Origin of the sequence: Delftia sp. CH05 (assembly GCF_009827015.1) — a bacterium.
Lineage (GTDB): Bacteria > Pseudomonadota > Gammaproteobacteria > Burkholderiales > Burkholderiaceae_C > Comamonas > Comamonas tsuruhatensis.
In genome coordinates, this window is the sequence record NZ_WUMG01000015.1 from 105,072 (window position 1) to 129,987 (window position 24,916).

Annotated in this window: 22 protein-coding genes and 1 pseudogene; 6 read left to right on the plus strand and 17 right to left on the minus strand. The window is 65.7% G+C overall.

Features of this window, described 5'->3' with window-relative positions:
• Nucleotides 1-48 precede the first annotated feature (48 nt).
• A complete protein-coding gene (locus tag GRX31_RS14435) occupies nt 49-1,347 on the plus strand; it encodes an NCS2 family permease (protein ID WP_160853269.1) in 1,299 nt (432 codons plus the stop codon).
• Between the two features lie 197 nt (nt 1,348-1,544).
• Here GRX31_RS14435 and GRX31_RS14440 read toward each other — a convergent pair whose 3' ends face one another.
• Together GRX31_RS14440 and GRX31_RS14445 are read right to left on the minus strand one after the other, a co-directional pair.
• Nucleotides 1,545-2,702 (minus strand): anhydro-N-acetylmuramic acid kinase, encoded by a 1,158-nt coding sequence (locus tag GRX31_RS14440; protein ID WP_160853271.1) that lies wholly within the window; start codon nt 2,700-2,702, stop codon nt 1,545-1,547.
• 103 nt (nt 2,703-2,805) lie between these two features.
• Nucleotides 2,806-4,200, minus strand: a complete 1,395-nt coding sequence (locus tag GRX31_RS14445; RefSeq protein WP_046241655.1) for a peptidoglycan DD-metalloendopeptidase family protein — start codon at nt 4,198-4,200, stop codon at nt 2,806-2,808.
• Nucleotides 4,201-4,364: 164 nt separating this feature from the next.
• Between GRX31_RS14445 and tyrS the strand changes: the two genes are divergently transcribed.
• Nucleotides 4,365-5,597, plus strand: a complete 1,233-nt coding sequence (gene tyrS / locus GRX31_RS14450; RefSeq protein ID WP_160853273.1) for a tyrosine--tRNA ligase — start codon at nt 4,365-4,367, stop codon at nt 5,595-5,597.
• Nucleotides 5,598-5,749: 152 nt separating this feature from the next.
• Here the strand turns inward: tyrS and GRX31_RS14455 are convergent, their stop codons facing one another.
• Entirely contained in the window at nt 5,750-6,724 is a 975-nt protein-coding gene (locus GRX31_RS14455; RefSeq protein ID WP_012207701.1) for a LysR substrate-binding domain-containing protein, read from the minus strand.
• A gap of 104 nt (nt 6,725-6,828) precedes the next feature.
• Here GRX31_RS14455 and glmU point away from each other — a divergent pair, with 104 nt between their 5' ends.
• Together glmU and GRX31_RS14465 are read left to right on the plus strand one after the other, a co-directional pair.
• Nucleotides 6,829-8,259, plus strand: a complete 1,431-nt coding sequence (gene glmU / locus GRX31_RS14460) for a bifunctional UDP-N-acetylglucosamine diphosphorylase/glucosamine-1-phosphate N-acetyltransferase GlmU (protein ID WP_088165629.1) — start codon at nt 6,829-6,831, stop codon at nt 8,257-8,259.
• Nucleotides 8,260-8,352: 93 nt separating this feature from the next.
• Nucleotides 8,353-9,210 carry a sensor histidine kinase gene (locus GRX31_RS14465; RefSeq protein ID WP_016448447.1) on the plus strand — a complete coding sequence of 286 codons (858 nt, stop codon included), beginning with the start codon at nt 8,353-8,355 and terminating at the stop codon, nt 9,208-9,210.
• A gap of 25 nt (nt 9,211-9,235) precedes the next feature.
• Here GRX31_RS14465 and GRX31_RS14470 read toward each other — a convergent pair whose 3' ends face one another.
• The gene (locus tag GRX31_RS14470; RefSeq protein ID WP_016448446.1) at nt 9,236-10,360 is read right to left on the minus strand and encodes a GGDEF domain-containing protein; all 1,125 of its coding nucleotides are present in this window, start codon (nt 10,358-10,360) and stop codon (nt 9,236-9,238) included.
• Nucleotides 10,361-10,577: 217 nt separating this feature from the next.
• A complete protein-coding gene (locus tag GRX31_RS14475) occupies nt 10,578-11,093 on the minus strand; it encodes an Lrp/AsnC family transcriptional regulator (protein ID WP_016448445.1) in 516 nt (171 codons plus the stop codon).
• Nucleotides 11,094-11,230: 137 nt separating this feature from the next.
• Here GRX31_RS14475 and glmS point away from each other — a divergent pair, with 137 nt between their 5' ends.
• Both glmS and GRX31_RS14485 read left to right on the plus strand, forming a co-directional pair.
• Nucleotides 11,231-13,150, plus strand: coding sequence for a glutamine--fructose-6-phosphate transaminase (isomerizing) (gene glmS, locus GRX31_RS14480; protein ID WP_016448444.1), 1,920 nt, complete (start codon nt 11,231-11,233; stop codon nt 13,148-13,150).
• Between the two features lie 407 nt (nt 13,151-13,557).
• Nucleotides 13,558-13,797, plus strand: a pseudogene (locus GRX31_RS14485) (Arm DNA-binding domain-containing protein); the annotation flags it as partial.
• Nucleotides 13,798-13,959: 162 nt separating this feature from the next.
• On the opposite strand, the gene GRX31_RS14490 reads toward GRX31_RS14485, so the two are convergent.
• The 12 genes from GRX31_RS14490 to zigA all read right to left on the minus strand — a co-directional run bounded on the left by GRX31_RS14490 (nt 13,960) and on the right by zigA (nt 24,895).
• Nucleotides 13,960-14,127 (minus strand): hypothetical protein, encoded by a 168-nt coding sequence (locus tag GRX31_RS14490; RefSeq protein ID WP_016452747.1) that lies wholly within the window; start codon nt 14,125-14,127, stop codon nt 13,960-13,962.
• Between the two features lie 82 nt (nt 14,128-14,209).
• Complete coding sequence (gene hisI / locus GRX31_RS14495) at nt 14,210-14,713, minus strand: phosphoribosyl-AMP cyclohydrolase (protein ID WP_016452746.1); 504 nt, start codon at nt 14,711-14,713, stop codon at nt 14,210-14,212.
• Nucleotides 14,714-14,732: 19 nt separating this feature from the next.
• Nucleotides 14,733-15,167: a ferric iron uptake transcriptional regulator gene (gene fur / locus GRX31_RS14500; protein ID WP_016452745.1), complete on the minus strand. Its 435-nt coding sequence runs from the start codon at nt 15,165-15,167 to the stop codon at nt 14,733-14,735.
• Nucleotides 15,160-16,560 (minus strand): dihydroorotase, encoded by a 1,401-nt coding sequence (locus GRX31_RS14505; RefSeq protein ID WP_016452744.1) that lies wholly within the window; start codon nt 16,558-16,560, stop codon nt 15,160-15,162. The genes fur and GRX31_RS14505 overlap by 8 nt, the downstream gene beginning before the upstream one ends.
• Entirely contained in the window at nt 16,557-18,596 is a 2,040-nt protein-coding gene (gene thrS, locus GRX31_RS14510) for a threonine--tRNA ligase (RefSeq protein ID WP_016452743.1), read from the minus strand. Before thrS ends, GRX31_RS14505 begins: the two co-directional genes overlap by 4 nt.
• Nucleotides 18,593-19,321 (minus strand): PIG-L deacetylase family protein, encoded by a 729-nt coding sequence (locus GRX31_RS14515; RefSeq protein ID WP_016452742.1) that lies wholly within the window; start codon nt 19,319-19,321, stop codon nt 18,593-18,595. Before GRX31_RS14515 ends, thrS begins: the two co-directional genes overlap by 4 nt.
• A 25-nt stretch (nt 19,322-19,346) precedes the next feature.
• The gene (locus tag GRX31_RS14520) at nt 19,347-19,907 is read right to left on the minus strand and encodes a gamma carbonic anhydrase family protein (RefSeq protein ID WP_016452741.1); all 561 of its coding nucleotides are present in this window, start codon (nt 19,905-19,907) and stop codon (nt 19,347-19,349) included.
• Nucleotides 19,904-20,161: a membrane protein insertion efficiency factor YidD gene (gene yidD / locus GRX31_RS14525; RefSeq protein ID WP_016452740.1), complete on the minus strand. Its 258-nt coding sequence runs from the start codon at nt 20,159-20,161 to the stop codon at nt 19,904-19,906. The genes GRX31_RS14520 and yidD overlap by 4 nt, the downstream gene beginning before the upstream one ends.
• On the minus strand, nt 20,158-21,564 hold the full coding sequence (gene cysS, locus GRX31_RS14530) for a cysteine--tRNA ligase (RefSeq protein ID WP_016452739.1): 1,407 nt from the start codon (nt 21,562-21,564) through the stop codon (nt 20,158-20,160). The genes yidD and cysS overlap by 4 nt, the downstream gene beginning before the upstream one ends.
• A complete protein-coding gene (locus GRX31_RS14535) occupies nt 21,561-22,712 on the minus strand; it encodes a CobW family GTP-binding protein (RefSeq protein ID WP_160853275.1) in 1,152 nt (383 codons plus the stop codon). Before GRX31_RS14535 ends, cysS begins: the two co-directional genes overlap by 4 nt.
• Nucleotides 22,709-23,623, minus strand: coding sequence for a GTP cyclohydrolase FolE2 (gene folE2 / locus GRX31_RS14540; protein WP_016452737.1), 915 nt, complete (start codon nt 23,621-23,623; stop codon nt 22,709-22,711). Before folE2 ends, GRX31_RS14535 begins: the two co-directional genes overlap by 4 nt.
• A gap of 60 nt (nt 23,624-23,683) precedes the next feature.
• Nucleotides 23,684-24,895 carry a zinc metallochaperone GTPase ZigA gene (gene zigA, locus GRX31_RS14545; RefSeq protein WP_016452736.1) on the minus strand — a complete coding sequence of 404 codons (1,212 nt, stop codon included), beginning with the start codon at nt 24,893-24,895 and terminating at the stop codon, nt 23,684-23,686.
• Nucleotides 24,896-24,916 lie beyond the last annotated feature (21 nt).

The window sequence follows — 24,916 nt, forward strand, 5'->3', positions numbered from 1 at the left end:
TTCACAACCGTTGCGCCCCGCATGCGAAAACAACACGGAGACAATGCGATGAACTGGATGGAACGGGTGTTCAAGCTCAGTGAGCACGGCACCAATGTAAGAACCGAGCTGGTCGCGGGCCTGACGACCTTTCTGACGATGGCCTACATCATCTTCGTCAATCCCTCGATCCTGGGGGATGCGGGGATGCCCAAGGGGGCCGTCTTCGTGGCCACCTGCCTGATCGCGGCGCTGGGCACGACCATCATGGCGCTGTACGCCAACTATCCCATTGCGCTGGCGCCGGGCATGGGCCTGAACGCCTATTTCGCCTACGTGGTGGTGCTGCACATGGGCTTCACCTGGCAGGCCGCGCTGGGCGCGGTCTTCGTCTCGGGCTGCCTGTTCCTGCTGGTGACGCTGTTCGGCCTGCGGGAGCTGATCATCAAGGGCATACCGCAGTCCATACGCATAGCGATCACCGTGGGCATCGGCCTGTTCCTGGCGCTGATCGCGCTCAAGAGCGCGGGCATCGTCGCCGCATCGCCGGCCACCTTCGTGACCCTGGGCGACCTGCACAAGCCCGAAGTCATCCTGGCTTCGCTGGGCTTTCTGATCATCGTGGTGCTGGACCGCCTGAAGGTGCCGGGCGCCATCCTGATCGGTATCGTCGTGGTCACCGTGGCCTCGTTCTTCTTCGCGGGCAACGAGTTCCACGGCGTGTTCTCGGCGCCGCCCTCCATCGCGCCCACCTTCCTGCAGCTGGACATCAAGTCCGCGCTGACGGGCGGCATCCTCAACGTGGTGCTGGTGTTCTTCCTGGTCGAGCTGTTCGATGCCACGGGCACGCTGATGGGTGTGGCCAAGCGCGCGGGCCTGCTGGTGCCCAGCCGCATGGGCCGCTTCAACCGCTCGCTGCTGGCCGACAGCGGCGCCATCTTCGCGGGCTCGCTGCTGGGCACCTCCAGCACCACGGCCTACGTGGAAAGCGCGGCCGGCGTGCAGGCCGGCGGCCGCACGGGCCTGACGGCGCTGACCGTGGCCGCGCTCTTCCTGTGCTGCCTGTTCCTGTCGCCGTTGGCCGGCGTGGTGCCCGGCTACGCCACGGCGCCCGCGCTGTTCTTCGTGGCCTGCCTGATGCTCAAGGAGCTGACCGAGATCGAATGGGGCGAGACCACCGAGGCCATCCCCGCCGCCGTCACGGCCCTGCTCATGCCCTTCACCTACTCGGTGGCCAATGGCCTGGCCTTCGGCTTCATCACCTATGCCGCGCTCAAGCTGTTCACGGGCCGTTCCAAGGAAGTGCACTGGATGGTGTGGCTGATCGGCGGCGTCTTCCTCTTCAAGTTCGTATATATAGGCGGATAGCACCCCCTGAGGCGCTTACGCGCCTTCCCCCGTATGCACGGTGCCCTCTCTCGCTTCGCGGGAGGGGGACGACGCCCTCGCCGCGAGGCGGCTCTTGCTCGGCGTCCCTGCTTTTGGGCCGCGCCAGTTTCATAGGCTTTGGGCTCAGGCAAGATGTTTGGTGGGCCCATGCTTGGCGGATGCCTTGCATGGTTTTTTTATGCGGGGTGGATGGCGCCCAGGATGCGCGGGCCGCGTGCGCCTGTGACGGCCGGCAGGTTGCCGGGCAGGCCCAGCAGGGCCTGGCGCGCCAGCCAGGCGAAGGCGGCGGCCTCCACCTGCTGCGGCGGCAGGCCGCGCGCGGCCGTGGTGTCCACGGCCACGCCGGGCAGCAGGGCGGCGATGCGCTGCATCAGCTGCGTGTTGAAGGCGCCGCCGCCGCATACCAGCAGCTCGCCGCCGCCACGCCCGAAGCGCTGCACGGCACCGGCGCAGGCGCGGGCCGTGAATTCGGTGAGCGTGGCCTGCACGTCGGCGGGGCGGGCATCGGCGGCGCTGGTTGCACTGGCTGCACTGGCGGAAAGATGGCCGGCCAGCCAGTCCGCGTGGAACAGGTCGCGCCCCGTGCTCTTGGGTGGCGGCTGCTGAAGGAAAGGCTCGGCCAGCAGGCGGTCGAGCAGGGCGGGCAGCACCTGGCCCGTGGCCGCCCACTGGCCGCCGTCGTCATAGGGCTGGCCAGTGTGGGTCTGGCACCAGCCGTCCATCAGCGCATTGCCGGGGCCGCAGTCGAAGCCCAGCACCGTGCCATCGCCGGCCAGCACGCTGAGATTGGCAATGCCGCCGATGTTGAGCACCAGCACCGTCTCGCCGGGCCGGCCGAACACGCCCTGGTGGAAGGCGGGCACCAGTGGCGCACCCTGGCCGCCAGCGGCCACGTCGCGGCTGCGCAGGTCGGCCACCACGGCAACGCCGCTGAGCTCGGCCAGCAGGGCCGGGCTGTTGAGCTGCAGCGTGTAGCCCGTGCCGTCGAACATCTGCGGCCGGTGGCGCACGGTCTGGCCGTGGGCGCCGATGGCCGCGATCTGGCCGGGCGCCAGGCCCGTGGCCTGCAGCAGCTCCCGCACCACCTCGGCATAGCTGCGCGCCAGCGCATTGGCCGCCAGCGCCGCGCGGTGCAGCTCGTCGCGGCCCTCGGGGGTGTTCAGGACCAGCAGCTCGGCGCGCAGCGCGGCATCAAAGCCCCGGCTGGCATGCCACAGCACCTGCGTGCCTTCGGCAAAGTCCACGAGAACGCCGTCCACCCCGTCGAGCGAGGTGCCGGACATCAGGCCGATGCAGTAGCGGTGGGCGATGGGGGAGGGGGCTGGCTGGTTCATGCCGGCAATGGTAGCCCTGCGGGACCCCGGGGCTGGCGATCACAAAAGGATGCGTCTGAAACAACAAAGGCTGCCAGGGCAGCCTTTGGAGGGGGGGCAGTGCTCAGCGCTCGGTGGCCAAGGCCAGCGCCTCGTTCGATGCCTGCAGCTCGATGCGCATCTGCGCGGCCATCTTGTCGAAGGCGGCGCGGCCGGCCTTGGAGACGGGGCGGGCGGCATCGGTGGCCTGGACGATGGTCATGGGGTCGCGGTGCTCGCCATTGACGCGGAACTCGAAGTGCAGGTGCGGGCCCGTGGCCCAGCCCGTGGAGCCCACGTTGCCGATGATGTCGCCCTGTTCCACGCGCTGGCCGCGCGTGACGCCGATGTGGCTCAGGTGGGCATAGACCGTGGTGTGGTTGTTGGCGTGGTCCACGAAGATCACGTTGCCGTAGCCGTTCTGCACTCCCGCGAAGGAGACGGTGCCGTCGCCCACGGTGCGTACCTTGGTGCCCGTGGGCGCCGCGAAGTCCGTTCCCAGGTGGGCTCGCCAGGTCTTGTGGATGGGGTGCATGCGCATGGCAAAGCCGCTGCTGATGCGCGAGAACTCCACGGGCGAGGTCAGATAGGCCTGGCGGCGGCTCTTGCCGTCCATGGTGTAGTAGTCGCCCTTGGCCTTGCCTTCGTCCTGGAACCACAGGGCCTGCACGACCTTGCCGTTGTTGTGGAACTCGGCGCTGAGCACGCGGCCCGCGCGCAGCGGCTCGCCATCGGCTTCCAGCGATTCGTAGACCACCGAGAAGCGGTCACCCTTGCGCAGGCCGCGGCGGAAGTCCACGTCGCCCTGGAAGATGTCGGCCATCTGCATGGCCACGGCATCGGGAATGGAGGCCGCGTCGGTGGCGGCGAACAGCGAGCTGCGGATGATGCCGCCGGCCAGGCGCGGCGAGGCGGTCAGCTTGCCCGTCTCGATGCGTGTGCTCAGTTCATTGTTCTTGCGCTCGACCACGAGGCGGCGGAAGCTGCCGTCCTCGTCGGGTGCCCAGCGCACGGTCAGCAGGGACAGCTGGTGGTCGGGCGTGGTCTCGGCCGTCACCAGGCGGCCGGCGCGGCCCAGCACATGCTGGCGCACCTGGTCGTTGCCGCGCATGAAGGCGGCGGCGGCCGGATCGGCCACGCCCAGGCGCTGCAGCAGGGTTTCGGCCGTGTCGCTGCCGCGCGTGTATTCGGAACGGTACAGGGACATGCCCTGCACGCTGTCGGTCAGCTCGGCCAGGGTCTGGCCTTCGGCCAGCGATTCCACGGGCGTGGAGAGCATGCGCACCGGCAGGTCGGCCGGATCGGGTCCCAGGTTGGCCACGGCGAAGGCACCGCCGCCGCCCGTGAGCAAGATGGCTGCCAGTGCCGCGGTGACACGCTTGGGGTGTTGCTGGATCACGGAGGTCAGCCGCGCAACAAGAGCACCGCTGGCATGGTTCAAGCCATATTTCACAACATCAGATCCTTGGGTTGCGCGCATCCGGCCTGGGGGCCGGACAGCATCGCAGCGGCGGGATACGCTCTCCAGACGGGCAACAAGTCCGCGCTCTGTGGTGCGGAAAGGCGGGCGTCTAGAATTCGCCGCAGCGGGAAAATCCCCGGAGTATACCGACGCGGTCCTACGCGGCCTGGCGAAAAACCCTTATGAATCAATCTGCTGTTACAACATACCCGGTCACTGAAGGTGTAGGCCAAGCGCTTGAAACCACCCTGCGCGGCGTGGATGAGCTGCTGCCCCAGGCGGACTGGGTGCAAAAGCTGGCCCGTTCCGAGGCCACCGGCGTGCCGCTGCGCATCAAGCTGGGCCTGGACCCGACGGCGCCCGACATCCATCTGGGCCACACCGTGGTGCTCAACAAGATGCGCCAGTTGCAGGACCTGGGCCACCAGGTGATCTTCCTGATCGGCGACTTCACCACCCTGATCGGCGATCCTTCGGGCCGCAACAGCACGCGCCCGCCGCTGACGGCCGAGCAGATCAAGGTCAACGCCGAGACCTACTACACCCAGGCCGCCAAGGTGCTGGACCCGGCGCGCACCGAGGTGCGCTACAACAGCGAGTGGTGCGACAAGCTGGGCGCGCGCGGCATGATCGAGCTGTCGGCCAAGTACACGGTGGCCCGCATGATGGAGCGCAACGACTTCCACCAGCGCTTCACCGAGGGCAGCTCCATCAGCCTGCATGAATTCCTCTACCCGCTGCTGCAGGGCTATGACTCGGTGGCGCTGCGAGCCGACCTGGAAATGGGCGGCACGGACCAGAAGTTCAACCTGCTCATGGGTCGCCACCTGCAGCAGGAATACGGGCAGGACACGCAGTGCGTGCTCACCATGCCGCTGCTGGTGGGCCTAGACGGCGAGCACAAGATGTCCAAGTCCAAGAACAACTACATCGGCATCACCGAGGACGCCAACACCATGTTCGCCAAGGTGCTGAGCATCTCGGACACGCTGATGTGGAACTGGTACACCCTGCTGTCGTTCAAGAGCCTGGCCGAGATCGCCGCGCTCAAGGCCGAGGTGGAAGGCGGGCGCAATCCCAAGGACGCCAAGGTGCTGCTGGCCAAGGAAATCACGGCGCGCTTTCACAGCGCGGCGCTGGCCGATGCGGCCGAGCAGGATTTCAACAACCGCAGCAAGGGCGGCATTCCCGACCAGATCGACGAGGTCAGCCTGTCGGGCGCGCCGCTGGGCATCGGTGCCCTGCTCAAGCAGGCCAACCTGGCGCCTTCGACCAGCGAGGCGAACCGCCTGATCGACGGCGGCGGCGTGCGCGTGGACGGCACGGCCATCAGCGACCGGGGCCTCAAGCTCGAAGCCGGCACCTATGTGGTGCAGGTGGGCAAGCGCAAGTTTGCGCGCGTGACGCTGGGCTGATGACCGCGCCGGGCCATGCGCCCGGCTGCGCAGGAATGAAGGACGCCGGCATGCCCGCGTCCTTTTTTCATCGCCGGGCCGCCCCAAGGTGAAAACGGCCCCTCGGGGGGCAGCGAACCTTGCACAGCAAGGGGCGCGTGAGGGGGCATTTTTCAAGCCGGGGGCGATTCGACGGTTTCGCGCGTGACCTCGGCCTGCTCCTGCAGCCACCGGCAGAAGGCGGCCACCTCGGGGCGTGCGGCGCTGCGCGGGCCCACGATCAGCCAGTAGGCCAGCGGCGATTCCAGCCGGTGCGCGGGCAGCACCTCGACCAGGTCGCCAGCCGCCAGCGCATCGGCCACCAGCGGCAGCCGCGCAATCGCCAGGCCCTGTCCGGCCAGTGCGGCCTGCACGATCTGGTGGGCGTAGTTGAAGTACAGCCAGCGCGGCGGCTGCAACTGGTCGCAGCCCTGCACGCCGAACCAGCGCTGCCAGCCCAGCCACTCCAGCTGGGGCATGCGGTGGGCGTCGCCGGTCTCGATCAGCGTGTAGCGGGCCGCGTCGGCCGGCGTCCTGAGCGGCGGGCCGCCGGCCAGCAGGCGCGGGCTGGCCACCACGGCCAGCTGCTCGCCGAACAGGCGCTGCGCCTGGGGCCAGCCGTCGCCCGCGCGGCCGTAGCGCAGTGCCAGGTCCACGTCGGTGGTGTCCAGGTCCATCACGGTGTCGCTGGTGTCGATGCGGATGTCGATATCGGGCCAGGCGCGCTGGAAGGACTCCAGGCGCGGGATCAGCCACATGGCGGCAAAGCTGGCCCAGGTGGTGATGGCCACGCTCTTGCGGCCCACGGTCTGGCGGATCTGGCGCACCGAGGCGTCGATCTGCTCCAGCGCGGGCGCCACCGAGCGCAGCAGCTGGGCGCCGGCCCCGGTCAGCTCCACGGCGCGCGTGTGACGCAGGAACAGCGGCACGCCGACTTCATCCTCCAGCGACTGGATCTGGCGGCTCACGGCCGACTGCGTCAGCGACAGCTCGTCGGCGGCCGCGCGGAAATTCAGGTGCCGGGCCACGGCCAGGAAGGCACGCAGATGGCCGGCTCCGATGGCGCGTGTGCGCAGCAGGGGAACGGGTGCAGTGGTGGCATGGGGCATGGCGCCGCCAGCATACGTCAATCGTGTGACCGGCCGCAGCCCTTGGCGGACAGATAATCGGCGGCGTTGCCGGCACAGGTTCTGGCGTTTTGGATGAATCACCTATGACAGCACCTCTGGATCTCGTCATCATGGCCGCGGGCAAGGGCACGCGCATGAAAAGCCGCCTGCCCAAAGTCCTTCAGCGCCTGGCGGGGCGCCCGTTGCTGGGCCATGTGCTTTCCACGGCGGCGCAGCTGGATGCGCGCTCGGCCGTGGTGGTCACGGGCCACGGCGCGGACCAGGTGGAGCCCGCCATGGCGGCGGCCTGCCAGGGCGGCTCCATGGCGCTGAAGTTCGTGCGCCAGGAGCCGCAGCTGGGCACGGGCCATGCGGTGCAGCAGGCCGTGCCTGCGCTGGCGGGCGACGGCATGGTCATCGTGCTCTCGGGCGATGTGCCGCTGACGCAGGCCGACACGCTGCGCGCCCTGGTCGATGCGGCCGATGGCCAGCGGCTGGCGCTGCTGACCGTGCGCCTGCCCGATCCCACGGGCTATGGCCGCATCGTGCGCGGCGAAGACGGCACGGTGCAGCGCATCGTCGAGCAAAAGGATGCCAATGACGCCCAGCGCGCCATCCAGGAAATCTACAGCGGCATCATGGCCGTGCCGGCCCGCCACCTGGCCGGCTGGCTGGCCCGCCTGACCAATGACAACGCCCAGGGCGAGTACTACCTGACCGACGTGGTCGCCATGGCCGTGGCCGACGGCGTGCCCGTGGTCGCGCACTGCATTGCCGACCCGGTGCAGGTGGCCGGCGTCAACAGCCCGCTGCAGCTGGCCGAGCTGGAGCGCGCCCACCAGGGCGCCCAGGCCCGCACGCTGATGGAGCAGGGCGTGCGCCTGGCCGACCCCGCGCGCTTTGACCTGCGCGATGACCCGCGCACCGGCCGCGCGGCCCGCCTGGCCTGCGGGCAGGATGTGGAGATCGACGTGGGCTGCATCTTCAGCGGCCATGTGGAGATTGGCGAAGGCGCGCGCATCGGCGCCTATTGCAGCATTGCCAACGCCACGATTGCGGCGGGCGCCGTCATCCATCCGTACACGCATGTCGATGGCGAGAAGGCCGGCGTCAGCGTGGGCGAGGGCGCCCTGGTGGGCCCGTTTGCGCGCCTGCGCCCCGGGGCGCAGCTGGGCCGCGAAGTGCACATCGGCAACTTCGTCGAGGTCAAGAACTCCGTGCTGGCCGATGGCGCCAAGGCCAACCACCTGGCCTACCTGGGCGATGCCACGGTGGGCGAGCGCGTCAACTACGGCGCCGGCTCCATCACGGCCAACTACGACGGCGTGAACAAGCACCGCACGGTGATCGAGGCCGACGTGCACATCGGCAGCAACTGCGTGCTGGTGGCGCCCGTCACCATTGGCGCGGGCGGCACGGTGGGCGGCGGCTCCACGGTCACCAAGAGCACCGAGCCCGGCGTGCTCACGGTATCGCGGGGCAGGCAGGTGAGCATCACCAGCTGGAAGCGCCCGGTCAAACTGCCCAAGTCCTGAGTCTTCCGAGACACGTGGGCTCGAGGGCCCGCATCGCCGGCGGGTCCCGTACGGGGCAAGCCGATTTTCCGAATTCCTGACCCTGTTCATGCCATGACGGAACCTTTCGCCCACCCTCCGCCCGACCCTGCCGCCGACCTGCAAGGCCCGCCCCGCACGCTGCAGGACGCGCTGGAGCGCCTGGCCCAGCGCGAGCAGGAGCTGCAGGCCCTGCGCGCCGCGCAGCAGGAATGGCTGCACGCGGTGTCGCACGACCTGCGCGCGCCGCTGCGCCATGTGCTGTCCTTCGGCCCCCTGGTGGACGAGCTGCTGTCGCAGGCCGCGCCTTCGCCGCAGGAGCTGCAGGAGGCACGCGGCTTCCTGCAGACCATGGACCAGTCCGCCCGACGCATGGGCGGCATGCTCGACGGCCTGCTGGCCCTGGCGCGCGCCGCCCGCACGCCCATGCAGTGGCAGCCCATTGCCTTGCAGGAACTGCTGGAGCAGGCGCGCACGGCGGTGCTGGCGCAGCCGCGCTGGGCGGCCTGCGGCGCGGCGGCGCGGCTGCAATGGAGCCTGCCGCAGCAAAGTCCCGCCGTGCGTGCCGACGCGGCCCTGCTGCGCCAGGTGCTGGAGGCGCTGCTGGACAACGCCGTCAAGTTCACCCAGCCCGTGGCCCAGCCGCGCATTGCCATCGATGTGGAACGCCATGCCGACGGCGGCATCACGCTCAGCGTGACGGACAACGGCGTGGGGTTCGACCCCTCGCGTGCGGGCGCGCTGTTCGGCATCTTCCAGCGCATGCACCGTGAGTCGGAGTTTCCGGGCCTGGGCACGGGCCTGGCCCTGGTGCGCGGCGTCATGCGCCGCCACGGCGGCGAGGCCACCATCCGCGCCACGCCGGCGGGCGGCTGCAGCGTATGCCTGAACTGGCCCGGCGGCGAAGTGCGGCGCACGGATCGCGGGCTCTGAGTCTGCCTGCCGCTGGCGCCAGCCCTCAGATCAGCGTGTCGTCCGGCTCGGGCTGGTGTGCCTGGCGCGAGGCCTCGCTGCCCGCGTCCGTGCCCGACCTGGTGGGCGCGCTGCCGGCCATCAGCGGCGCAGCAGGTATCACCTGGTCGCGCCCGGCGTCCTTGGCGCTGTAGAGCGCGCTGTCGGCCGCATTGATCCAGTCCTTGACCGACAGAAAGCTGGGGTCCGCCGCCGCCACGCCAATGCTGGCGCTGACGCGCAGATGCGGGTGCTCGCGCACGCGCAGCTGGCTCAGCTGGTTGCGTATGCGCAGGGCCACCGCATAGGCATCGTCCAGATGGGTGTGCATGCACAGCACGGCGAATTCATCGCCTCCGTAGCGGCCGGCCGCGTCATGCGATCGCAGGCAGTGCCGGATGGTCAGGCCGATGGCCTGCAGCACCTCGTCACCCACGGTGTGCCCAAAGCTGTCGTTGATGCGCTTGAAGTGGTCTATGTCCACGATCAGCAGGCAGGCCGAGGTCTGCGTCTGCCGGTAGTCGCGCAGCGCGGCGCGCGCCTTCTGCCACCAGTAGTCGCGGCTGTACAGCGTGGTCAGGGGGTCGATGCGGCTGAGCACCTGCAGCTTCACGTTCTGTCGTGCCAGCTTGCGCACCAGCTGGCGCGTGGACCAGCTGGAGAACACGCTGTGCAGCAGGAGCAGGGGCAGCATGCTCAGCTGCACTGCCAGGCTGGCCTCCCACTCGGGCGCGGGCCGCAGCAGCAGGGCCCCCGCGGCGGCGGCCAGGAAGGTGGCGAACAGCGATTGCAGCCAGCCGTCGCGCGTGGCCGTGTGGTTGCGGTCTGCAATGCTGATGGCCAGCAGCGCAATGCTGGGCAATGCACAGAAATGCATGACGGGAATCCAGCTGCCGATGATCAGCGCATCTATCTTCAGATTGGCGTGTTCGGCGCGGTGGCTGTCACGGCTGTGGCGGGCGTGGAGAAAGGCGATGTGCGGCCAGACCAGGGCGCTCACCAGCACAAAGCCCCAGACAGCCGTGCTGGCGCCCAGCTCGGTCATGGTCGTGCCCACGACGAGGCCACCCAAAGCCATGCTGGAGACGCGCAAGGGATAGGTGCGGCGATGGATGCGCTGGCGCAAGGACATGGCGGTGCGAGCCGAGTGCGCGCCGATTGCCTAGCGCGTCAGAAAGTGTTGTTGCATCAATTTGTATCATTGTCCCCGTGCGTGCGCAACGCCTTAAAGTCCAACGTTGCCCAAAGTTGGCGTTCGGGACACATTGCAGGCTTGCTGTCCTACGCAGTCCCGCCGCCGCGCAGTTTCCTGATGCGCACAATTACTCGCAAAATCAAGCGTCCTGGCCTCATTGGGCGCCTGTTCCGGGATTTGCCGGCGGCAGCGGCATGGCGGTGGAGAACTTGGCGCGCCTGACGCTGAAAAAACTCTTGACATTGCGCACGTTGGCGTCGCCCGTGAATAGCGCCCGGCTCAACTCCAGGTAGGCCGGCATGTCGGGCGCGGCCACCACGAGGATGAAATCAGGCCCCGCCGATACGCGCCAGCACTGCTGCACGGCGTCCAGCGCCACGGCGCGGCGCTCGAATCCGTCCAGCGCGTCACTGTCCTGGCGGTCCAGCGAGACCTCCACAATGGCCTGCAGCCCATGGCCCAGGGCGGCGGCCAGGCGTTCGGGCTGCAGGATGGCCACCTGCCGCTCGATCAGCCCGGACTCCTGCAGCCGCCGCACGCGGCGCAGGCAGGTGGGCGGCGACAGCTGCAGCAGCGCGGCCAGTGCCTGGTTGCTGCGGCTGCAGTCTTCTTGCAGCAGCTGCAGCAACTGCAGGTCGGTAGCGTCCAGCTGAATGGAATTTTGGTTCATTTTGTTATTTGTATTGAAATAATATTTCTTGAATGCCTGATGATGAAATATTAGTTCAATAGATAAGGAAATCTGGAGAGAAATTTCTTTTCAACCTGCGTAGCATCCGTCGTCATCTCGAAACAAGGAGCTTGTCCATGTGTGGCATCGTCGCAGCGGTTTCCTTCCGCGATATCGTCCCCGTTCTCGTCCAGGGCCTGCAGCGCCTGGAATATCGCGGCTATGACTCCTGCGGCGTGGCCGTGCAGGCGCTGGACGCACAGGGCGTGCACAGCCTGGGCCTGCGGCGCGCCCGCTCCACGGCGCGCGTGGCCGAACTCATGGACCAGGTGCAACAGGACAAGGTCATCGGCCACACCGGCATTGCCCACACGCGCTGGGCCACGCATGGCGAGCCGGCGGTGCGCAACGCCCATCCGCATTTCAGCCACGGCCCTGGCGTCTCGCCCGTGGCCGACACCGACCAGCCGGCCCGCGTGGCCCTGGTGCACAACGGCATCATCGAAAACTACGAAGCCCTGCGCGCCGAGCTGCAGTCCAAGGGCTATGTCTTCGCCAGCCAGACGGACACCGAGGTCATCGCCCACCTGGTGGACAGCCTCTACGGCGGCGACCTGTTCGAGGCCGTGCAGGCCGCCACGCAGCGCCTGCATGGCGCCTTTGCCATCGCCGTCATGCACAAGGACGAACCGCAGCGCGTGGTGGGCTCGCGCGCCGGCTCGCCGCTGATCCTGGGCGTGGGCCAGGACGGTGCCGAACACTTCCTGGCCAGCGACGCCATGGCCCTGGCCGGCGTGACCGACCAGATCGTCTACCTGGAAGAGGGCGACATCGTGGACCTGCAGCCTGGCCGCTACTGGCTGGTGGGCAAGGGCGGCGAGCGGCTGGCGCCCGAGCAGCGCCCCGTGCGCACCGTGCACGCCCACAGCGGCGCGGCCGAGCTGGGTCCCTACCGCCACTACATGCAAAAGGAAATCTTCGAGCAGCCGCGCGCCATTGCCGACACGCTGGAAGGCGTGCAGGCCATCGTGCCCGAGCTGTTCGACGGCGTGGCCTCGGACGGCAAGGCCGGCACTTCGGCCTGGCGCGTGTTCAAGGAGATCGACCGCGTGCTCATCCTGGCCTGCGGCACCAGCTACTACAGCGGCTGTACGGCCAAGTACTGGATCGAGTCGCTGGCCGGCCTGCCCTGCAGCGTGGAAGTGGCCAGCGAATACCGCTACCGCACCAGCGTTCCCCATCCCAAGACCCTGGTCGTCACCATCAGCCAGTCGGGCGAGACCGCCGACACCCTGGCCGCGCTGCGCCATGCTCAGAACCTGGGCATGAAGCACACGCTGACCGTCTGCAACGTGGCCACCAGCGCCATGGTGCGCGAATGCGAGCTGGCCTACATCACGCGCGCCGGCGTGGAGATCGGCGTGGCCTCCACCAAGGCCTTCACCACCCAGCTGGCGGGCCTGTTCCTGCTGACCCTGGCCCTGGCCCAGTCGCAAGGGCGGCTGAGCGAGGAAAAGGAGCAGCAATATCTGGCCGCCATGCGCCACCTGCCCGTGGCCCTGCAATCCGTGCTGGCGCTGGAGCCCCAGGTCATCAGCTGGTCCGAGGACTTCGCCAAGCGCGAGAACGCGCTCTTCCTGGGCCGTGGCATCCACTACCCGATTGCGCTGGAAGGCGCGCTCAAGCTCAAGGAAATCAGCTACATCCACGCCGAGGCCTATCCGGCCGGCGAGCTCAAGCACGGCCCGCTGGCCCTGGTGGACAGCGCCATGCCCGTGGTCACGGTGGCGCCCAATGACGAACTGCTGGAAAAGCTCAAGAGCAACATGCAGGAAGTGCGTGCGCGCGGCGGCGTGCTCTATGTGCTGGCCGATGCCAAGACCAACATCGAAAGCAGCGAAGGCATGCACGTCATCCGCATGCCCGAGAACTACGGCGCGCTCAGCCCCATCCTGCACGTGGTCCCGCTGCAGCTGCTGGCCTACCACACGGCCTGCGCACGCGGCACCGATGTGGACAAGCCGCGCAACCTGGCCAAGAGCGTGACGGTGGAGTGAGGCGGGGGCCGGGGTAGGGCGCATATTCTGGGTAATTAAAGTCGTGAACACGCAATTAAAGTCGTAAACAAGCCTCCAGGATTCATGCAGATCTGCGCCGTGGTCGTTTACAAGGGTAAAACCGTAAACCGAATCAGACGGCTAGTGCAGACATAGATATGCGGAGGTAACCATAGCCTGGTTTAGGTTTGTTGCTATAAAAAGAGCGCACATTTGGGGCGCTCTTTTTTTGTTTCACGAGGACTCCAGCTCGGCAATTCGCTGGACTACGCCAAGGCTCGATACAGCAGGTTTATCAATAACTTAGGCGAGTTCAACATATGCCGGTGCTTTCCGAAGCTTGACCCGGCTTCCTCTCGCATGGCTCCCATGCGGCTCTTGGAAACCGGGCTTTCCGAGGAGTCATCATGGCGAAGATCAAGCTCACCAAGTCCGCAGTCGATGCGGCACAACCTCAAGACAAGGCCATCGAACTGCGGGACACCGTGGTGCCCGTCTTCCTGTGCAAGATCACCCCGGCGGGCCGCAAGGTGTTCATGCTTCAGTACCGCACGAACGCCGGCGAGCGCCGCAAGCTCGCCTTGTAGCAGTACGGGGAACTGACGGTCGATCAGGCACGCACGATGGCGCAGGAGTGGCTGACCGAACAAGCCTGCCCGCCTTTGGCAATCTGCATCGCTACAACGCGACCCGGTTTGCTTTCTACAGGCTCTCATGTAGCTCCCAGCCCACAACGCTGCATCCTCTACTAGCGGCGTGAAACAGAGCTAACCTCTTGCTCCATATATGGTTTCAAGTCCCGTGTGATTTCAACAAAAGGCTTGACGCCAGCCATTTTTTATCAATAGATGCGCTCCTTTTGTAGAGTTCAGTTGCGCAGCGAAATCGACTAAGCGTGCTTCATCTCCCACCGCCGCAATCGCTTCGAGCAGCAGCCCCCCGTTCAAAGACTGAATGCGCCGATTGTTGTCGAACATGAATCGATCTCCTGGGCGCGAACACCGGAGCGCCACTGGAACCCATATTCGGTAGCATCGAATATCGAGCCAAATGCATGGTTTACAGAAGTGTTGGGTTGGGAGCGTCCCCGTACACTGCCTTGGGATCGAACGTCTTTGCAGATTCTGTGTAGATTAGGTCTGTGTCAGCTTGACCCCGCGCGCCCACTGGCACTTGCCGGTAGAAGCATGAACGGTAGCCAACGTGGCAACTGGCACCAGAGCCTGACACGCGCACGCGCATCCAAATCGCATCCTGATCGTCGTCGATGCGCATTTCCTCGACAACCTGTACCAAGCCACTGGTTGCCCCCTTGTGCCAGAGCTTCTTGCGTGATCGGCTCCAGTAGTGCGCCTCTCTGGTCTGGATGGTCTTCTCCAAGGCTTCGCGGTTCATATAGCCCAGCATCAGGACTTCGCCGTCGTCCGCTGCGGTCGTCACACAGGCAATCAAGCCATCGCCGTCGAACTTCGGAGCCAGTTCTCTCCCTTCTTCGACTTGCTCAATGGATGTCCTGGGATGCAGCCTCACTTGGGCTGGATCCGTATCGGTTTGATGGTTCATAGATGTTCCTTGGGATATATCAAGAATCGCTGCGGCGGTGCTCGCACGGATTCTTCGTGCAGCGGCCATACAGGATGTGGGAATGCTCGACCACCTTGAATCCATGTTCCGCAGCGATCCATTTCTGTTGCTGCTCGATGGCCTCGTCGTGGAATTCCTGCACACGGCCACAGGAAGTACAAACCAGGTGGTCGTGGTGCATGCCGTCATCCAGCTCATAGACGGCCCGGCCTGACTCGAAGTGCGCCTGCTTGAGCAGGCCGGCTTGTTGCAACTGGGTGAGCACGCGGTACACCGTGGCCAAGCCGACGTCGTGACCGCTCTCGAACAGCAGGCGATACACCTCTTCGGCCGTCAAATGCCGCACCTTCGTCCTCTGAAAGAGTTCGAGAATTTGCAGGCGAGGCAGCGTGGCCTTGAGGCCACGGCTTCTGAGTTCGCGTGAATCAGGCATAGGATGCTTCTCCAGTGGTTTCCCTTGACCGCGATTCCAGAAACCGAACTGCCGCGCCTTTCGGTTTTCCAGTGAGGGCTTCATCCCGAACGGCACAGCAACCTCGAATCACTGTGTGAATGGGCCAGCCCGTGACCGTCCGGCCGTCATACGGCGTCCAGCCGCTGACGCTGGCGATCCAGTCATTGCGGATGACGCGGCGTGCTCGCAAATCGACGATGCTGAAATCGGCGTCGTAACCCACCGCGATGCGTCCCTTGCCCTCGATGCCGAAGATGCGGGCTGGCCCTGCACTGGTCAAATCCACCAGCCGTTGCAGACTCAAGCGCCCGGCATGCACATGGTCGAGCATCACGGGCAGCAGCGTCTGCACGCCTGTCATCCCGCTGGGAGATTCGGGGTAAGGCCGCGCTTTCTCAGCCAGCGTGTGGGGCGCATGGTCGCTGCCGATGACATCGACAAGACCATTGCGGATCGCCTGCCATAGCGCATCCTGATGGTGCTGTTCACGCACGGGCGGATTCATCTGCGCCAGGCTGCCCAGGCGTTGATAGCATTCGGGCGCTTGCAAGCTCAGGTGGTGCGGCGTGACTTCCACCGTGACACGATGCTTGCGACCCGCCAGGAACGCCATTTCCTCGGCGGTGGAGACATGCAGGACATGCAGGCGCCGCCCACATTCCTCGGCCAGCCGCACGATGCGCTGTGTCGCCATCAACGCGCTGTCCACATCGCGCCAGACGAGGTGCTGGCGCACGTCCGCGCTGTCCACGGCGATGTGTTTGCGCTCGCGCAGCCGGGCTTCGTCCTCGGCATGCACGGCCAGTCGCCTGAGTCCATGACGCAGGATGCGGCGCAGCACTTCATCGTCATCCGCCAGCAGGTCGCCAAAGGAACTGCCCATGAAGACCTTGACGCCAGCGCAGCCCGGTAGTTTCTCCAATTTGGCCAGTTGCTCCGCATTCACGGCAGAGCCGCCAACATAGAAAGCGTGATCGCACCATGCGCGGCCACGGGCGGCATCCAGCTTGGCTTGCAGGTCAGCCGCGCTCAAGGTCAGCGGGGCCGTGTTCGGCATCTCGAAAATGGCGGTGACGCCGCCCAGCACCGCGCCGCGCGTGCCTGCCTCCAGGTTTTCCTTGTGCATCAGGCCCGGTTCACGGAAATGCACCTGGCTGTCGATGACGCCGGGCAGCACGTGCAGGCCAGTGGCGTCCAGTGTGGTCTCGGCACTCCATGTACCGCAAAGATCGCCCAGCGCAACGATCTGGCCGTGCGCGCAGGCCACGTCGATGTGCTCGGCCCCGCTGGGCGTCATGACGGTTGCACCCCGTACCAGAAGATCGGCGTGTCGGCCGGCCGACGGCGTGATAGCGTGGCTGGTGCCGTTCATGAGACGGCCTCCAGCGCATTGGCCGCAGCCTCGCTTGATGTGTGCCTCCTGTTCAAACGAGCGCACAAGCGGCGTTGCGCCTCGCTACGTGCAGCGGTGTCCGGCGCTTGCGACTCCCGCAGCAACAGTGCCACGGCATCCATCAAGGGCAACACGCCCAGGTCTTGCCCGTCCCGGCTGCGGATGGCAATGGAGCCTGTGTCGCGCTCCTTGGCCCCGGCGACCAGCAGAAAGGGGATACGCTGCAAAGTCTGCTCGCGGATCTTGTAGCTAATCTTCTCGTTGCGCACATCGGCTTCGCAGCGCAGCCCTGCACCTCGCAGAAGCTGCGCAACATCCTGCACGTAGGTGGCATGCTCCTCGGTGATCGACAACACCATCACCTGCATCGGTGCCAACCAGGCCGGGAGCTTGCCCGCGTGGTGCTCGATCAGAATGCCGGTAAAACGCTCCAGCGAACCGAACAATGCACGGTGCAGCATGACCGGGCGCTTGCGCTGGCCGTCTTCATCGACATATTCGATGCCGAAGCGTTCAGGCAGGTTCATGTCCACCTGGAGGGTTCCGCACTGCCAGTCGCGGCCGATGGCATCACGCAGCACGAATTCGAGCTTGGGGCCGTAGAAGGCGCCTTCGCCTGGATTGAGGCGGTAGGCCAGCCCCATGCCGTCCAGCGCCCGAACCAGCGCGCCTTCGAGCAAGTCCCACGTCGCCTCATCGCCCATGCGGTTCTCGGGCCGGGTCGAGAGCTTGATGCGCACATCCTCGAAGCCGAACTGACGGTAGATATCGAGCACCAGGGCCACGACCTCGCGGCACTCGGTGTCCATCTGCTGCGGTGTGCAGTAGATGTGGGCGTCGTCCTGCGTGAAGTGGCGCACACGCAGCAGTCCGTGCAGCGCGCCGGAAGGTTCGTAGCGATGCACCTTGCCGAACTCGCCCATGCGGATTGGTAGGTCGCGGTAGCTTTTGAGGCCGTGGCGATACAGCAGTACGCTGCCGGGACAGTTCATGGGCTTGAGCGCGAGGGCGCGGCCATCCTCGGTCTCGGTGGTGAACATGTGGTCACGGTAGTTCTGCCAGTGGCCGGAGATTTCCCACAGGCTGCGATCCATCACGTCGGGCGAATTCACCTCCACATAGCCCGCGTCCTGCTGGCGGCGGCGCATGTAGGCGATCAACTCCTGGAAAACGGCCCAACCGCGCGGATGCCAGAACACGGCACCGGGCGCATCTTCCTGGAAATGGAACAGATCCAGTTCGCGGCCCAGCTTGCGGTGGTCGCGCTTCTCGGCCTCTTCGATCCGCTGGAGATAGGCATCGAGCTGCTTCCTGTCGGCCCAGGCCGTGCCGTAGATGCGCTGGAGCTGTTCGTTCCTGGCATCGCCGCGCCAGTAGGCGCCGGCCAGCTTGGTGAGCTTGAACGCCTTGAGAAAGCGTGTATTGGGCACATGCGGCCCACGGCACATGTCCACGTATTCCTGGTGGAAATACATGCCCATTTGCTGTTCGTCCGGCATGTCCTTGATCAGCCGCAGCTTGTAGTCCTCGCCGCGCCGCCTGAATATCTCCATGACCTCATAGCGCGGCAGCACGCGCTTGATGACGTCGTAGTTCTGCGCGATCAGTTCCTTCATGCGCGCTTCTATGGCGGCTAGGTCTTCAGGCGTGAAGGGACGTTGGTAGGCGATGTCGTAGTAGAAGCCGTCTTCGATGACCGGACCGATGACCATCTTCGCGCTTGGGTAGAGCTGCTTGACGGCATGGCCGACCAGGTGCGCGCAGGAGTGCCGTATGATTTCCAGCCCTTCCTCATCCTGGGGTGTGATGATCTGCAAGGTCGCATCTTGGGCTATCAGGTCGCACGCATCGACGAGCCGCCCATCGAGCTTGCCCGCCACGGTGTTCCTGGCCAGACCAGAGCTGATGGCCTGTGCTACCCCCAGCACGGAAACCGGATGACCCAATGTACGGCGGCTGCCATCCGGCAGCGTGACCACCACAGAGGCGGAAGCGGAGCCCGGGAGCGCATTCATAGCGCCTCCACCACCGAAGGCGTTAGGCGCATGAAGCCCTCGGCATACTCGATGTTGCGCGCTGCCGTGATGCCGATGTTGCGCTTGGCTTGCACGCCGCGTTGCTGGGCCACGCGCGTGTAGTAGTGCCACAGGTGTTCCTGCCCGGCCATGCACTCGATGGCGCGGCGCTTGGTGTCCCACACGTCGGTGATGTCCAGGAGGGTGTTCGGCTCCCAGCCGCATTGCTCAGGCTGGTGAGGCTCGAATGCATAGACAGGCGGTGCGCCAAGAATCTTTTGGCCTGGGTTGTGGCCTTCGGCCTGGGCGATGACACGCGCCTCCTGGGTCACGTGCATGGCCAGCGGGTGATCGAAGTTGTAGGGGTCTTTGACCGAATGGCTCAACACGAAGGCTGGTTGCAGCGTGCGGTACAGGTCAACCAGACGGAACAAGGTGTCGTCGTTCACGCGCATCGGATAGTCGCCAATGTCCCAAAACTCCACCTCACCGCCGAGGATATCGGCGGCGCGCTGCGCTTCGTCCCGGCGCGCGGCCTTGACCTTCTCCAGTGTCATGCCGGACTGGCGCCAGAGCTTGGCCGATTCGCCCCGTTCGCCATAGGACAGGCAGACGATCTTGACCTTCCACCCCTGTTTGGCATGGCTGGCGATGGCACCGCCCGCGCGCCATACGAAGTCGGCGGAATGGGCACTGACCACAAGGGCACTCTGAGGTTGAGACATGGATGCTGTCCTTTTTTCTGAATGGTTAGAACTCGTTCTGGATGGCCTTGTAGCCAAGTACCAGCTCGTTGTTGGTGCGCGCCACGTCTTCGGAGAACTCGCTGGCGGCGGCAGGCACTTGCGGCAGCAAGGGAAGATCAGTGTCCGGGCCAATGCGCTCGGTCGAGCGCACATAGAAGCCCGCAGGCAGATGCACACCATCGACCACGGCGTTGTAGCGAACCACGCAGCCGTCATCGACCTTGCAGTTGAACAGCACGCTGTTGAAGCCGATGAAGACGCCGTTGCCGATGGCGCAGGGGCCATGCACGATGGCGCGATGGGCAATGGAAGTGCGCTGCCCGATGCGCACGCTGGCACCGGACTTGGAATGGATCACCACGCCGTCCTGGATGTTGGAGTGGGCACCGATCACGATGGGGTCGATGTGCCCATCGGCATCCATCTCATCCGCACGGATGACCGCATAAGGGCCGATGAACACGTTTTCCTCGACGACCACGAGGCCGCACAGGATGGCGGTCGGATCGACGAAGGCGCTGGGATGAATCTGTGGCAGGTCGCCGCGTGGGTTCTTGCGGATCATGGTGGGTTGGGCTGTGATGTTGTTGGTTGGGCGGGTGGCACGGGGTCATGCCCGCCTGGGTGCAGCGGATGGCAGCGCAGCACGCGCCGCAGTGCCAGCCAACCTCCCTTGACGGCCCCATGCGTTTGCAAGGCTTCGACGGCGTACTGCGAGCAAGTGGGGTGGAACCGGCAGCGCGGGCCGAGCATCGGGCTGATGAACAACTGGTAGCCGCGTACCAGCAGCACCAGCATGCGGGCAGGCCAGCGCGTCATGCCAGTTCCTTTCCTTTGGGGCGAACCACCATGCCTTTAAGCGTGTCTTCCACGATGAAGCCGGCTGCCTCCAGTTCGCCCCGCAGCGCATCGGCGCGGGCAAATTCCCGGCGCTCCCGTGCTTGCTGGCGCTCGTCCAACAGTTCTCGGACACGGTGGGCATTGACCGTCCGCGCCCAGTCCGATGGCGCAAGCGCCTCCATTGCCATGCTCGGAGTCTGCTGCAACAAGCCGATCACACCGGCTGAAGCCAGCAGGCGCGACTTGGCCTGTGCCCGCGCCGTGTCCGTCGCCGCTTCGTCAAGCTTCGTGCGCAGCGCGTGCAGGCGGGTCAGTGCCCCAGGGACATTGAGGTCGTTGCGCAGTGCCTCCAGCACCTGTGCATCGGGGGTGGTGTCTGCCAACGCAGAAACGTGTTCGACTTTCGCCAGGCTGGCATAGAAGCGCGTCAGCGCCTGTCGCGCCGCCGCCAGGCGTTGGGCGCCCCAGTCCAGCGGCCGGCGGTAGTGGGTGGACAGCAGCGCCAGGCGGATGGCTTCGCCTGGCGCCTGTTGCAGCAAGTCTCGCACCAGCAGCACGTTGCCCAGCGACTTGGACATCTTTTGCCCTTCCACCGTGACGAAGCTGTTGTGTACCCAGGTGCGGCAGTAGAGCGCGCCGTGGGCGCAGGTGCCCTGGGCGACTTCGTTCTCGTGGTGCGGAAAGATCAGATCCTGCCCGCCGCCGTGGATGTCGATGGTGTGGCCCAGGTGTTGGCCGATCATGGCCGAGCATTCGATATGCCAGCCAGGGCGGCCCCGGCCCCAGGGGCTGTCCCAGCCGGGCTGCTCCGGCATCGAGGGCTTCCAGAGAACGAAGTCCATCGGATCGCGCTTGTAGGGCGCCACCTCCACGCGGGCGCCGGCCAGCATGTCCTCAGTGCGCCGCCCCGAGAGCTGCCCATAGGCCGGATACGACGGCACATGGAACAGCACATGCCCTTGTTCGGCGTAGGCGTGGCCCCGCGCCATCAGTTTCCGGATCAGGTCGATGATCGCGGGAATGTGCTCGGTGACGCGCGGCTCCAGGTCGGGTGTCAGCACCCCCAGCGCCCGCATATCCTCGTGGTAAGCGTCGATGTAGCGGCCGGTGATGGTGCCGATGGGCACCCCATCGGTGGCCGCCGCCGCGTTGATCTTGTCGTCCACGTCAGTGAAGTTGCGGGCATAGACCACCTCGCGGTAGTCCTGCCGGAGCAGCCGGGCCAGCACGTCGAACACCACGGCAGGCCGCGCGTTGCCGATGTGGGCGAAGTTGTAGACCGTGGGGCCGCACACGTACATCGTCACCCGGTCGGGCTGCCCGGTGTGCAAGGGTTCTTTCTTGCGCACGAGCGTGTTGTAAAGCTGGATGGGCGGGTTCATGCGGTCGGCTCTCCCGCTTGTGGCAGCGCCTGCCTCAGCGCCTCGAACGTGCGCTCAACCACCTCCCGGTCAACGTCCTGGGTGATGAAGACCAGGCGCGAGCGGCGGTCTTCGCTCGGCCAGGCGGGCAATGGCACGGGCGGATGGAAGATGTGCTGCACGCCATGCACGACGATCGGCTGCGCGCTGCCCTCCACGTTGAGGATGCCTTTCACGCGAAGGATGTTGCTGCCCACGAAGGCCATGAGCAGTTCGAGCCAGTTGGTCAGTACCTCGTCGGGTATCGGGTCATCGACGTGGAAGCAGAACGCGCGGATGTGGTCATCGTGGCGGTTCACGTCGTGATGGTCGTGCGCGTGACCGTCATCGTGCTCATGATGGCCGTGCGACTCGTGCGCGGTGTGGTCGTGGCTCTGATGTTCGTGCTTGTGGTGATCGTGTGCGTGTTCATGCGCCGGCGCATAGGCTTCCTCTCGCAGCCAGCGCACCACGTCGGGGGTCTTGCCGTCCGCAGAGAACAGTCCGAGATTCAGCACCTTCTGCGGTGCGATTTCGCCGCCCCGTACCTCCCAGCGCGGGGCGGCCGGGTTGATTCTGTCGAGCCGGCGCAGCAGCGCTTGGCGCTGCTCGTCCGAGACCAGATCGACCTTGGTCAGCAGCAGCGCGTCGGCCACGGCCGCCTGCTTGACGGCTTCCGGGTGCTGGTCGAGGGTGTGCATGCCTGTGGCCATGTCCACGGTCGTGACGATGCCATCGAGCCGGTACTTCGGCGCGATCTGCGGATGGGTCATCAGCGTGTGGATGATCGGTGACGGATCGGCCAGGCCGGTGGTCTCGATCAGCACGCGGCGAAACTGCCGCTGGCCGTTACGCGAGAAGCGCCAGGTGATGTCGCGCAGGGTTTTGACCAGATCGCCGCGGATGGAGCAACACAGGCAACCGCTGCTCATTTCCATCACCAGGTTTTCGGTGCTGTGGGCGACCAGCAGGTGGTCAAGCGCCATTTCGCCGAACTCGTTGATGATGACCAGTGCATCGGCCAGCTCAGGTTGGCGCACCAGGTGGTTGAGCACGGTGGTCTTGCCGCTGCCAAGGAACCCCGTCAGCAGAGTGACGGGGATCAGGCTGGGTCCGGATTCGGTGGTCATCCGCGAACTCCTTCAGGCATCGGAGCCGCCCAGGCCACTGCATCGTGCGGGTGCAGGCTCTCCAGGTGTCGGACATGGACGCGGGGATTGGCGTGGCAGCTCAATGCAGCCTCGATACGCCGTGCCGCGTCTTCGACGAACATCAGGTTCTGGCCGTTGAGTGCCGCGAACGCCTGCTCGTCGGCTCGCTTGACCGCCGTTTGAACGGGCGTACCCACGGCCTGCTCGATGCGGTCGATTAGTGCCAGCAGACCGAGTGTGTCGCCGTCGCCATTCACATCTACAGCGACTTCGGCCTCGCTGCGTTGACTGTGGGGAGTGGCCAGCGTGGCATGCTGATGCAGCCAGGCCGCCACGTCGGCCTTCTCCACTTTGGGCTGCCGGCCGAAGGCTTTCAGAAAGCTCTGTTCGATGATCTGCCGCGACAACGCCGCCGAGCAGGGGCAGGTCGATGAATAGCCCGCCGTGACCTGCACGCGGCACTTGAACGTGCCATGGATGAGCGACGCATCCATACAAACGGGATAGGACTTCCATCCAGACAGCCCCCGCGTGACCAGAGCCGGACGCCGAACCAGCAGCGCGAACTTCAGGCGCAGCCGCGCACTGCGGGTCTCGCAGTCCTGATGGCTGTCGATCATGGCCAGCAGCAGATGTCGCAGGCCTGCAGGCGACAGCGTCTCTCCCTGCCCCAAGGCGTCGAGCAACCGGTACAGGCGGGACATGTGGATGCCCTTGACATGTGGGGCCGGCAAATCGACCTGCACATCGGCGCGCGCATGCAGTTCGCGCCGGCAGTGCGGCTCTGCCACCGTGATGGGAAGATCGATGCCCTGCATGCCGACCCATGCCAGCGGACTGAGGCTGGGGGCAATGTCGGTCAGTGAAACGTCGGGAAGCGCTGCATTCATGCTCAAAATCCAGTGGGGGTGCGCCCCCACCCGGTTCAGAGCATGGGGAGCACGGTCAAGTCAGTGCCAGTCGGGGAACGGGTTGTGCCAAGTCGTCCACGCCTTCGGGCCTTGGGCCATTTCTTCGTCGGTCAGCAGACAGGCATCGAAGCGTGCGCGCAACGCCGCTTCGTCCATGTCCATGCCGATCAGCACCAGCTCCTGTCGGGCATCGCCCACACGCTCGTCCCACTTGGTGCGGATCAGAGTGACGGATTCGGGGTCTTGCGGCCAGCGTTCCTGCGGCACCGCAGCCCACCAGTAGCCAGCAGGGCCGTGCCGGGCCACCGCACCCGCCTGCGACCAGTTGCCCGCCAGCGTCGGATCGCTGGCCAACCAGAAGAAGCCCTTGGAGCGCACCACGCCGGGCCATTCGCTTTCCACCCAATCGAAGAAGCGCTGCGGATGAAATGGCCTGCGTGCCCGATAGACGAAATTGCGGATGCCGTATTCCTCGGTCTCCGGCGTGTGCGTGCCGCGCAGTTCTTGCAGCCAGCCGGGCGCCTTGGAAGCTTCGTCAAAGTCGAACAGGCCGGTATCCAGCACGCGCTCAAGCCGCACTTGGCCGAACGCCGCAATCTCGATTCGTGCGCGTGGATTGAGGCTGCGCAGGATCGCCATCAGCCGCTCGCGCTCTTCGTCCGTGATGAGGTCGGTCTTGTTGAGCACGATCACGTCACAGAACTCGATCTGGTCGATCAGCAAATCCACCACCGTGCGCTGGTCTTCCTCGCCCAGCGACTCGCCGCGTGAGCGAATGCTGTCGCGCGAGCTGTAGTCGCGCAGGAAGTTGAAAGCGTCGACCACCGTCACCATCGTGTCGAGCCGAGCCACGTCGCCCAGGCTGCGGCCATCCTCGCCCGCAAAGGTGAAGGTCTCGGCCACGGGCAGCGGCTCCGAGATGCCGGTGGATTCGATCACGAGTTGGTCGAAGCGGCCTTCCTTGGCAAGCCGATCCACCTCCACCAGCAAATCTTCACGCAAGGTGCAGCAGATGCAGCCGTTGCTCATCTCCACCAGCTTTTCGTCTGTGCGCGAGAGTTCGGCACCGCCGTCGCGCACCAGTGTGGCATCAATGTTGACCTCGCTCATGTCGTTGACGATGACCGCGACTCGCCGACCCTCACGGTTGTTCAGGATGTGGTTGAGCAACGTGGTCTTGCCCGCACCGAGGAAGCCGGAGAGGACGGTGACGGGGAGCTTGTTGGATGCGGAAGGAGCTAAGGATTTCATCGTGTTTATGTCTTTCAATAC

Coding starts and splice junctions, on each gene's coding strand:
- GRX31_RS14515 (WP_016452742.1), bottom strand. CDS start 19,321: ATGTCTCAACCTCAGAGTGCCCTTGTGGTCAGTGCCCATTCCGCCGAC.
- GRX31_RS14470 (WP_016448446.1), bottom strand. CDS start 10,360: ATGTCCTTGCGCCAGCGCATCCATCGCCGCACCTATCCCTTGCGCGTC.
- GRX31_RS14455 (WP_012207701.1), bottom strand. CDS start 6,724: ATGCCCCATGCCACCACTGCACCCGTTCCCCTGCTGCGCACACGCGCC.
- fur (WP_016452745.1), bottom strand. CDS start 15,167: ATGCCTGATTCACGCGAACTCAGAAGCCGTGGCCTCAAGGCCACGCTG.
- GRX31_RS14440 (WP_160853271.1), bottom strand. CDS start 2,702: ATGAACCAGCCAGCCCCCTCCCCCATCGCCCACCGCTACTGCATCGGC.
- GRX31_RS14520 (WP_016452741.1), bottom strand. CDS start 19,907: ATGATCCGCAAGAACCCACGCGGCGACCTGCCACAGATTCATCCCAGC.
- tyrS (WP_160853273.1), top strand. CDS start 4,365: ATGAATCAATCTGCTGTTACAACATACCCGGTCACTGAAGGTGTAGGC.
- GRX31_RS14465 (WP_016448447.1), top strand. CDS start 8,353: ATGACGGAACCTTTCGCCCACCCTCCGCCCGACCCTGCCGCCGACCTG.
- GRX31_RS14505 (WP_016452744.1), bottom strand. CDS start 16,560: ATGAACGGCACCAGCCACGCTATCACGCCGTCGGCCGGCCGACACGCC.
- cysS (WP_016452739.1), bottom strand. CDS start 21,564: ATGAACCCGCCCATCCAGCTTTACAACACGCTCGTGCGCAAGAAAGAA.
- GRX31_RS14535 (WP_160853275.1), bottom strand. CDS start 22,712: ATGACCACCGAATCCGGACCCAGCCTGATCCCCGTCACTCTGCTGACG.
- glmS (WP_016448444.1), top strand. CDS start 11,231: ATGTGTGGCATCGTCGCAGCGGTTTCCTTCCGCGATATCGTCCCCGTT.
- thrS (WP_016452743.1), bottom strand. CDS start 18,596: ATGAATGCGCTCCCGGGCTCCGCTTCCGCCTCTGTGGTGGTCACGCTG.
- hisI (WP_016452746.1), bottom strand. CDS start 14,713: ATGAACCATCAAACCGATACGGATCCAGCCCAAGTGAGGCTGCATCCC.
- yidD (WP_016452740.1), bottom strand. CDS start 20,161: ATGACGCGCTGGCCTGCCCGCATGCTGGTGCTGCTGGTACGCGGCTAC.
- GRX31_RS14435 (WP_160853269.1), top strand. CDS start 49: ATGAACTGGATGGAACGGGTGTTCAAGCTCAGTGAGCACGGCACCAAT.
- GRX31_RS14490 (WP_016452747.1), bottom strand. CDS start 14,127: ATGTTCGACAACAATCGGCGCATTCAGTCTTTGAACGGGGGGCTGCTG.
- glmU (WP_088165629.1), top strand. CDS start 6,829: ATGACAGCACCTCTGGATCTCGTCATCATGGCCGCGGGCAAGGGCACG.
- GRX31_RS14445 (WP_046241655.1), bottom strand. CDS start 4,200: ATGCGCGCAACCCAAGGATCTGATGTTGTGAAATATGGCTTGAACCAT.
- zigA (WP_016452736.1), bottom strand. CDS start 24,895: ATGAAATCCTTAGCTCCTTCCGCATCCAACAAGCTCCCCGTCACCGTC.
- folE2 (WP_016452737.1), bottom strand. CDS start 23,623: ATGAATGCAGCGCTTCCCGACGTTTCACTGACCGACATTGCCCCCAGC.
- GRX31_RS14475 (WP_016448445.1), bottom strand. CDS start 11,093: ATGAACCAAAATTCCATTCAGCTGGACGCTACCGACCTGCAGTTGCTG.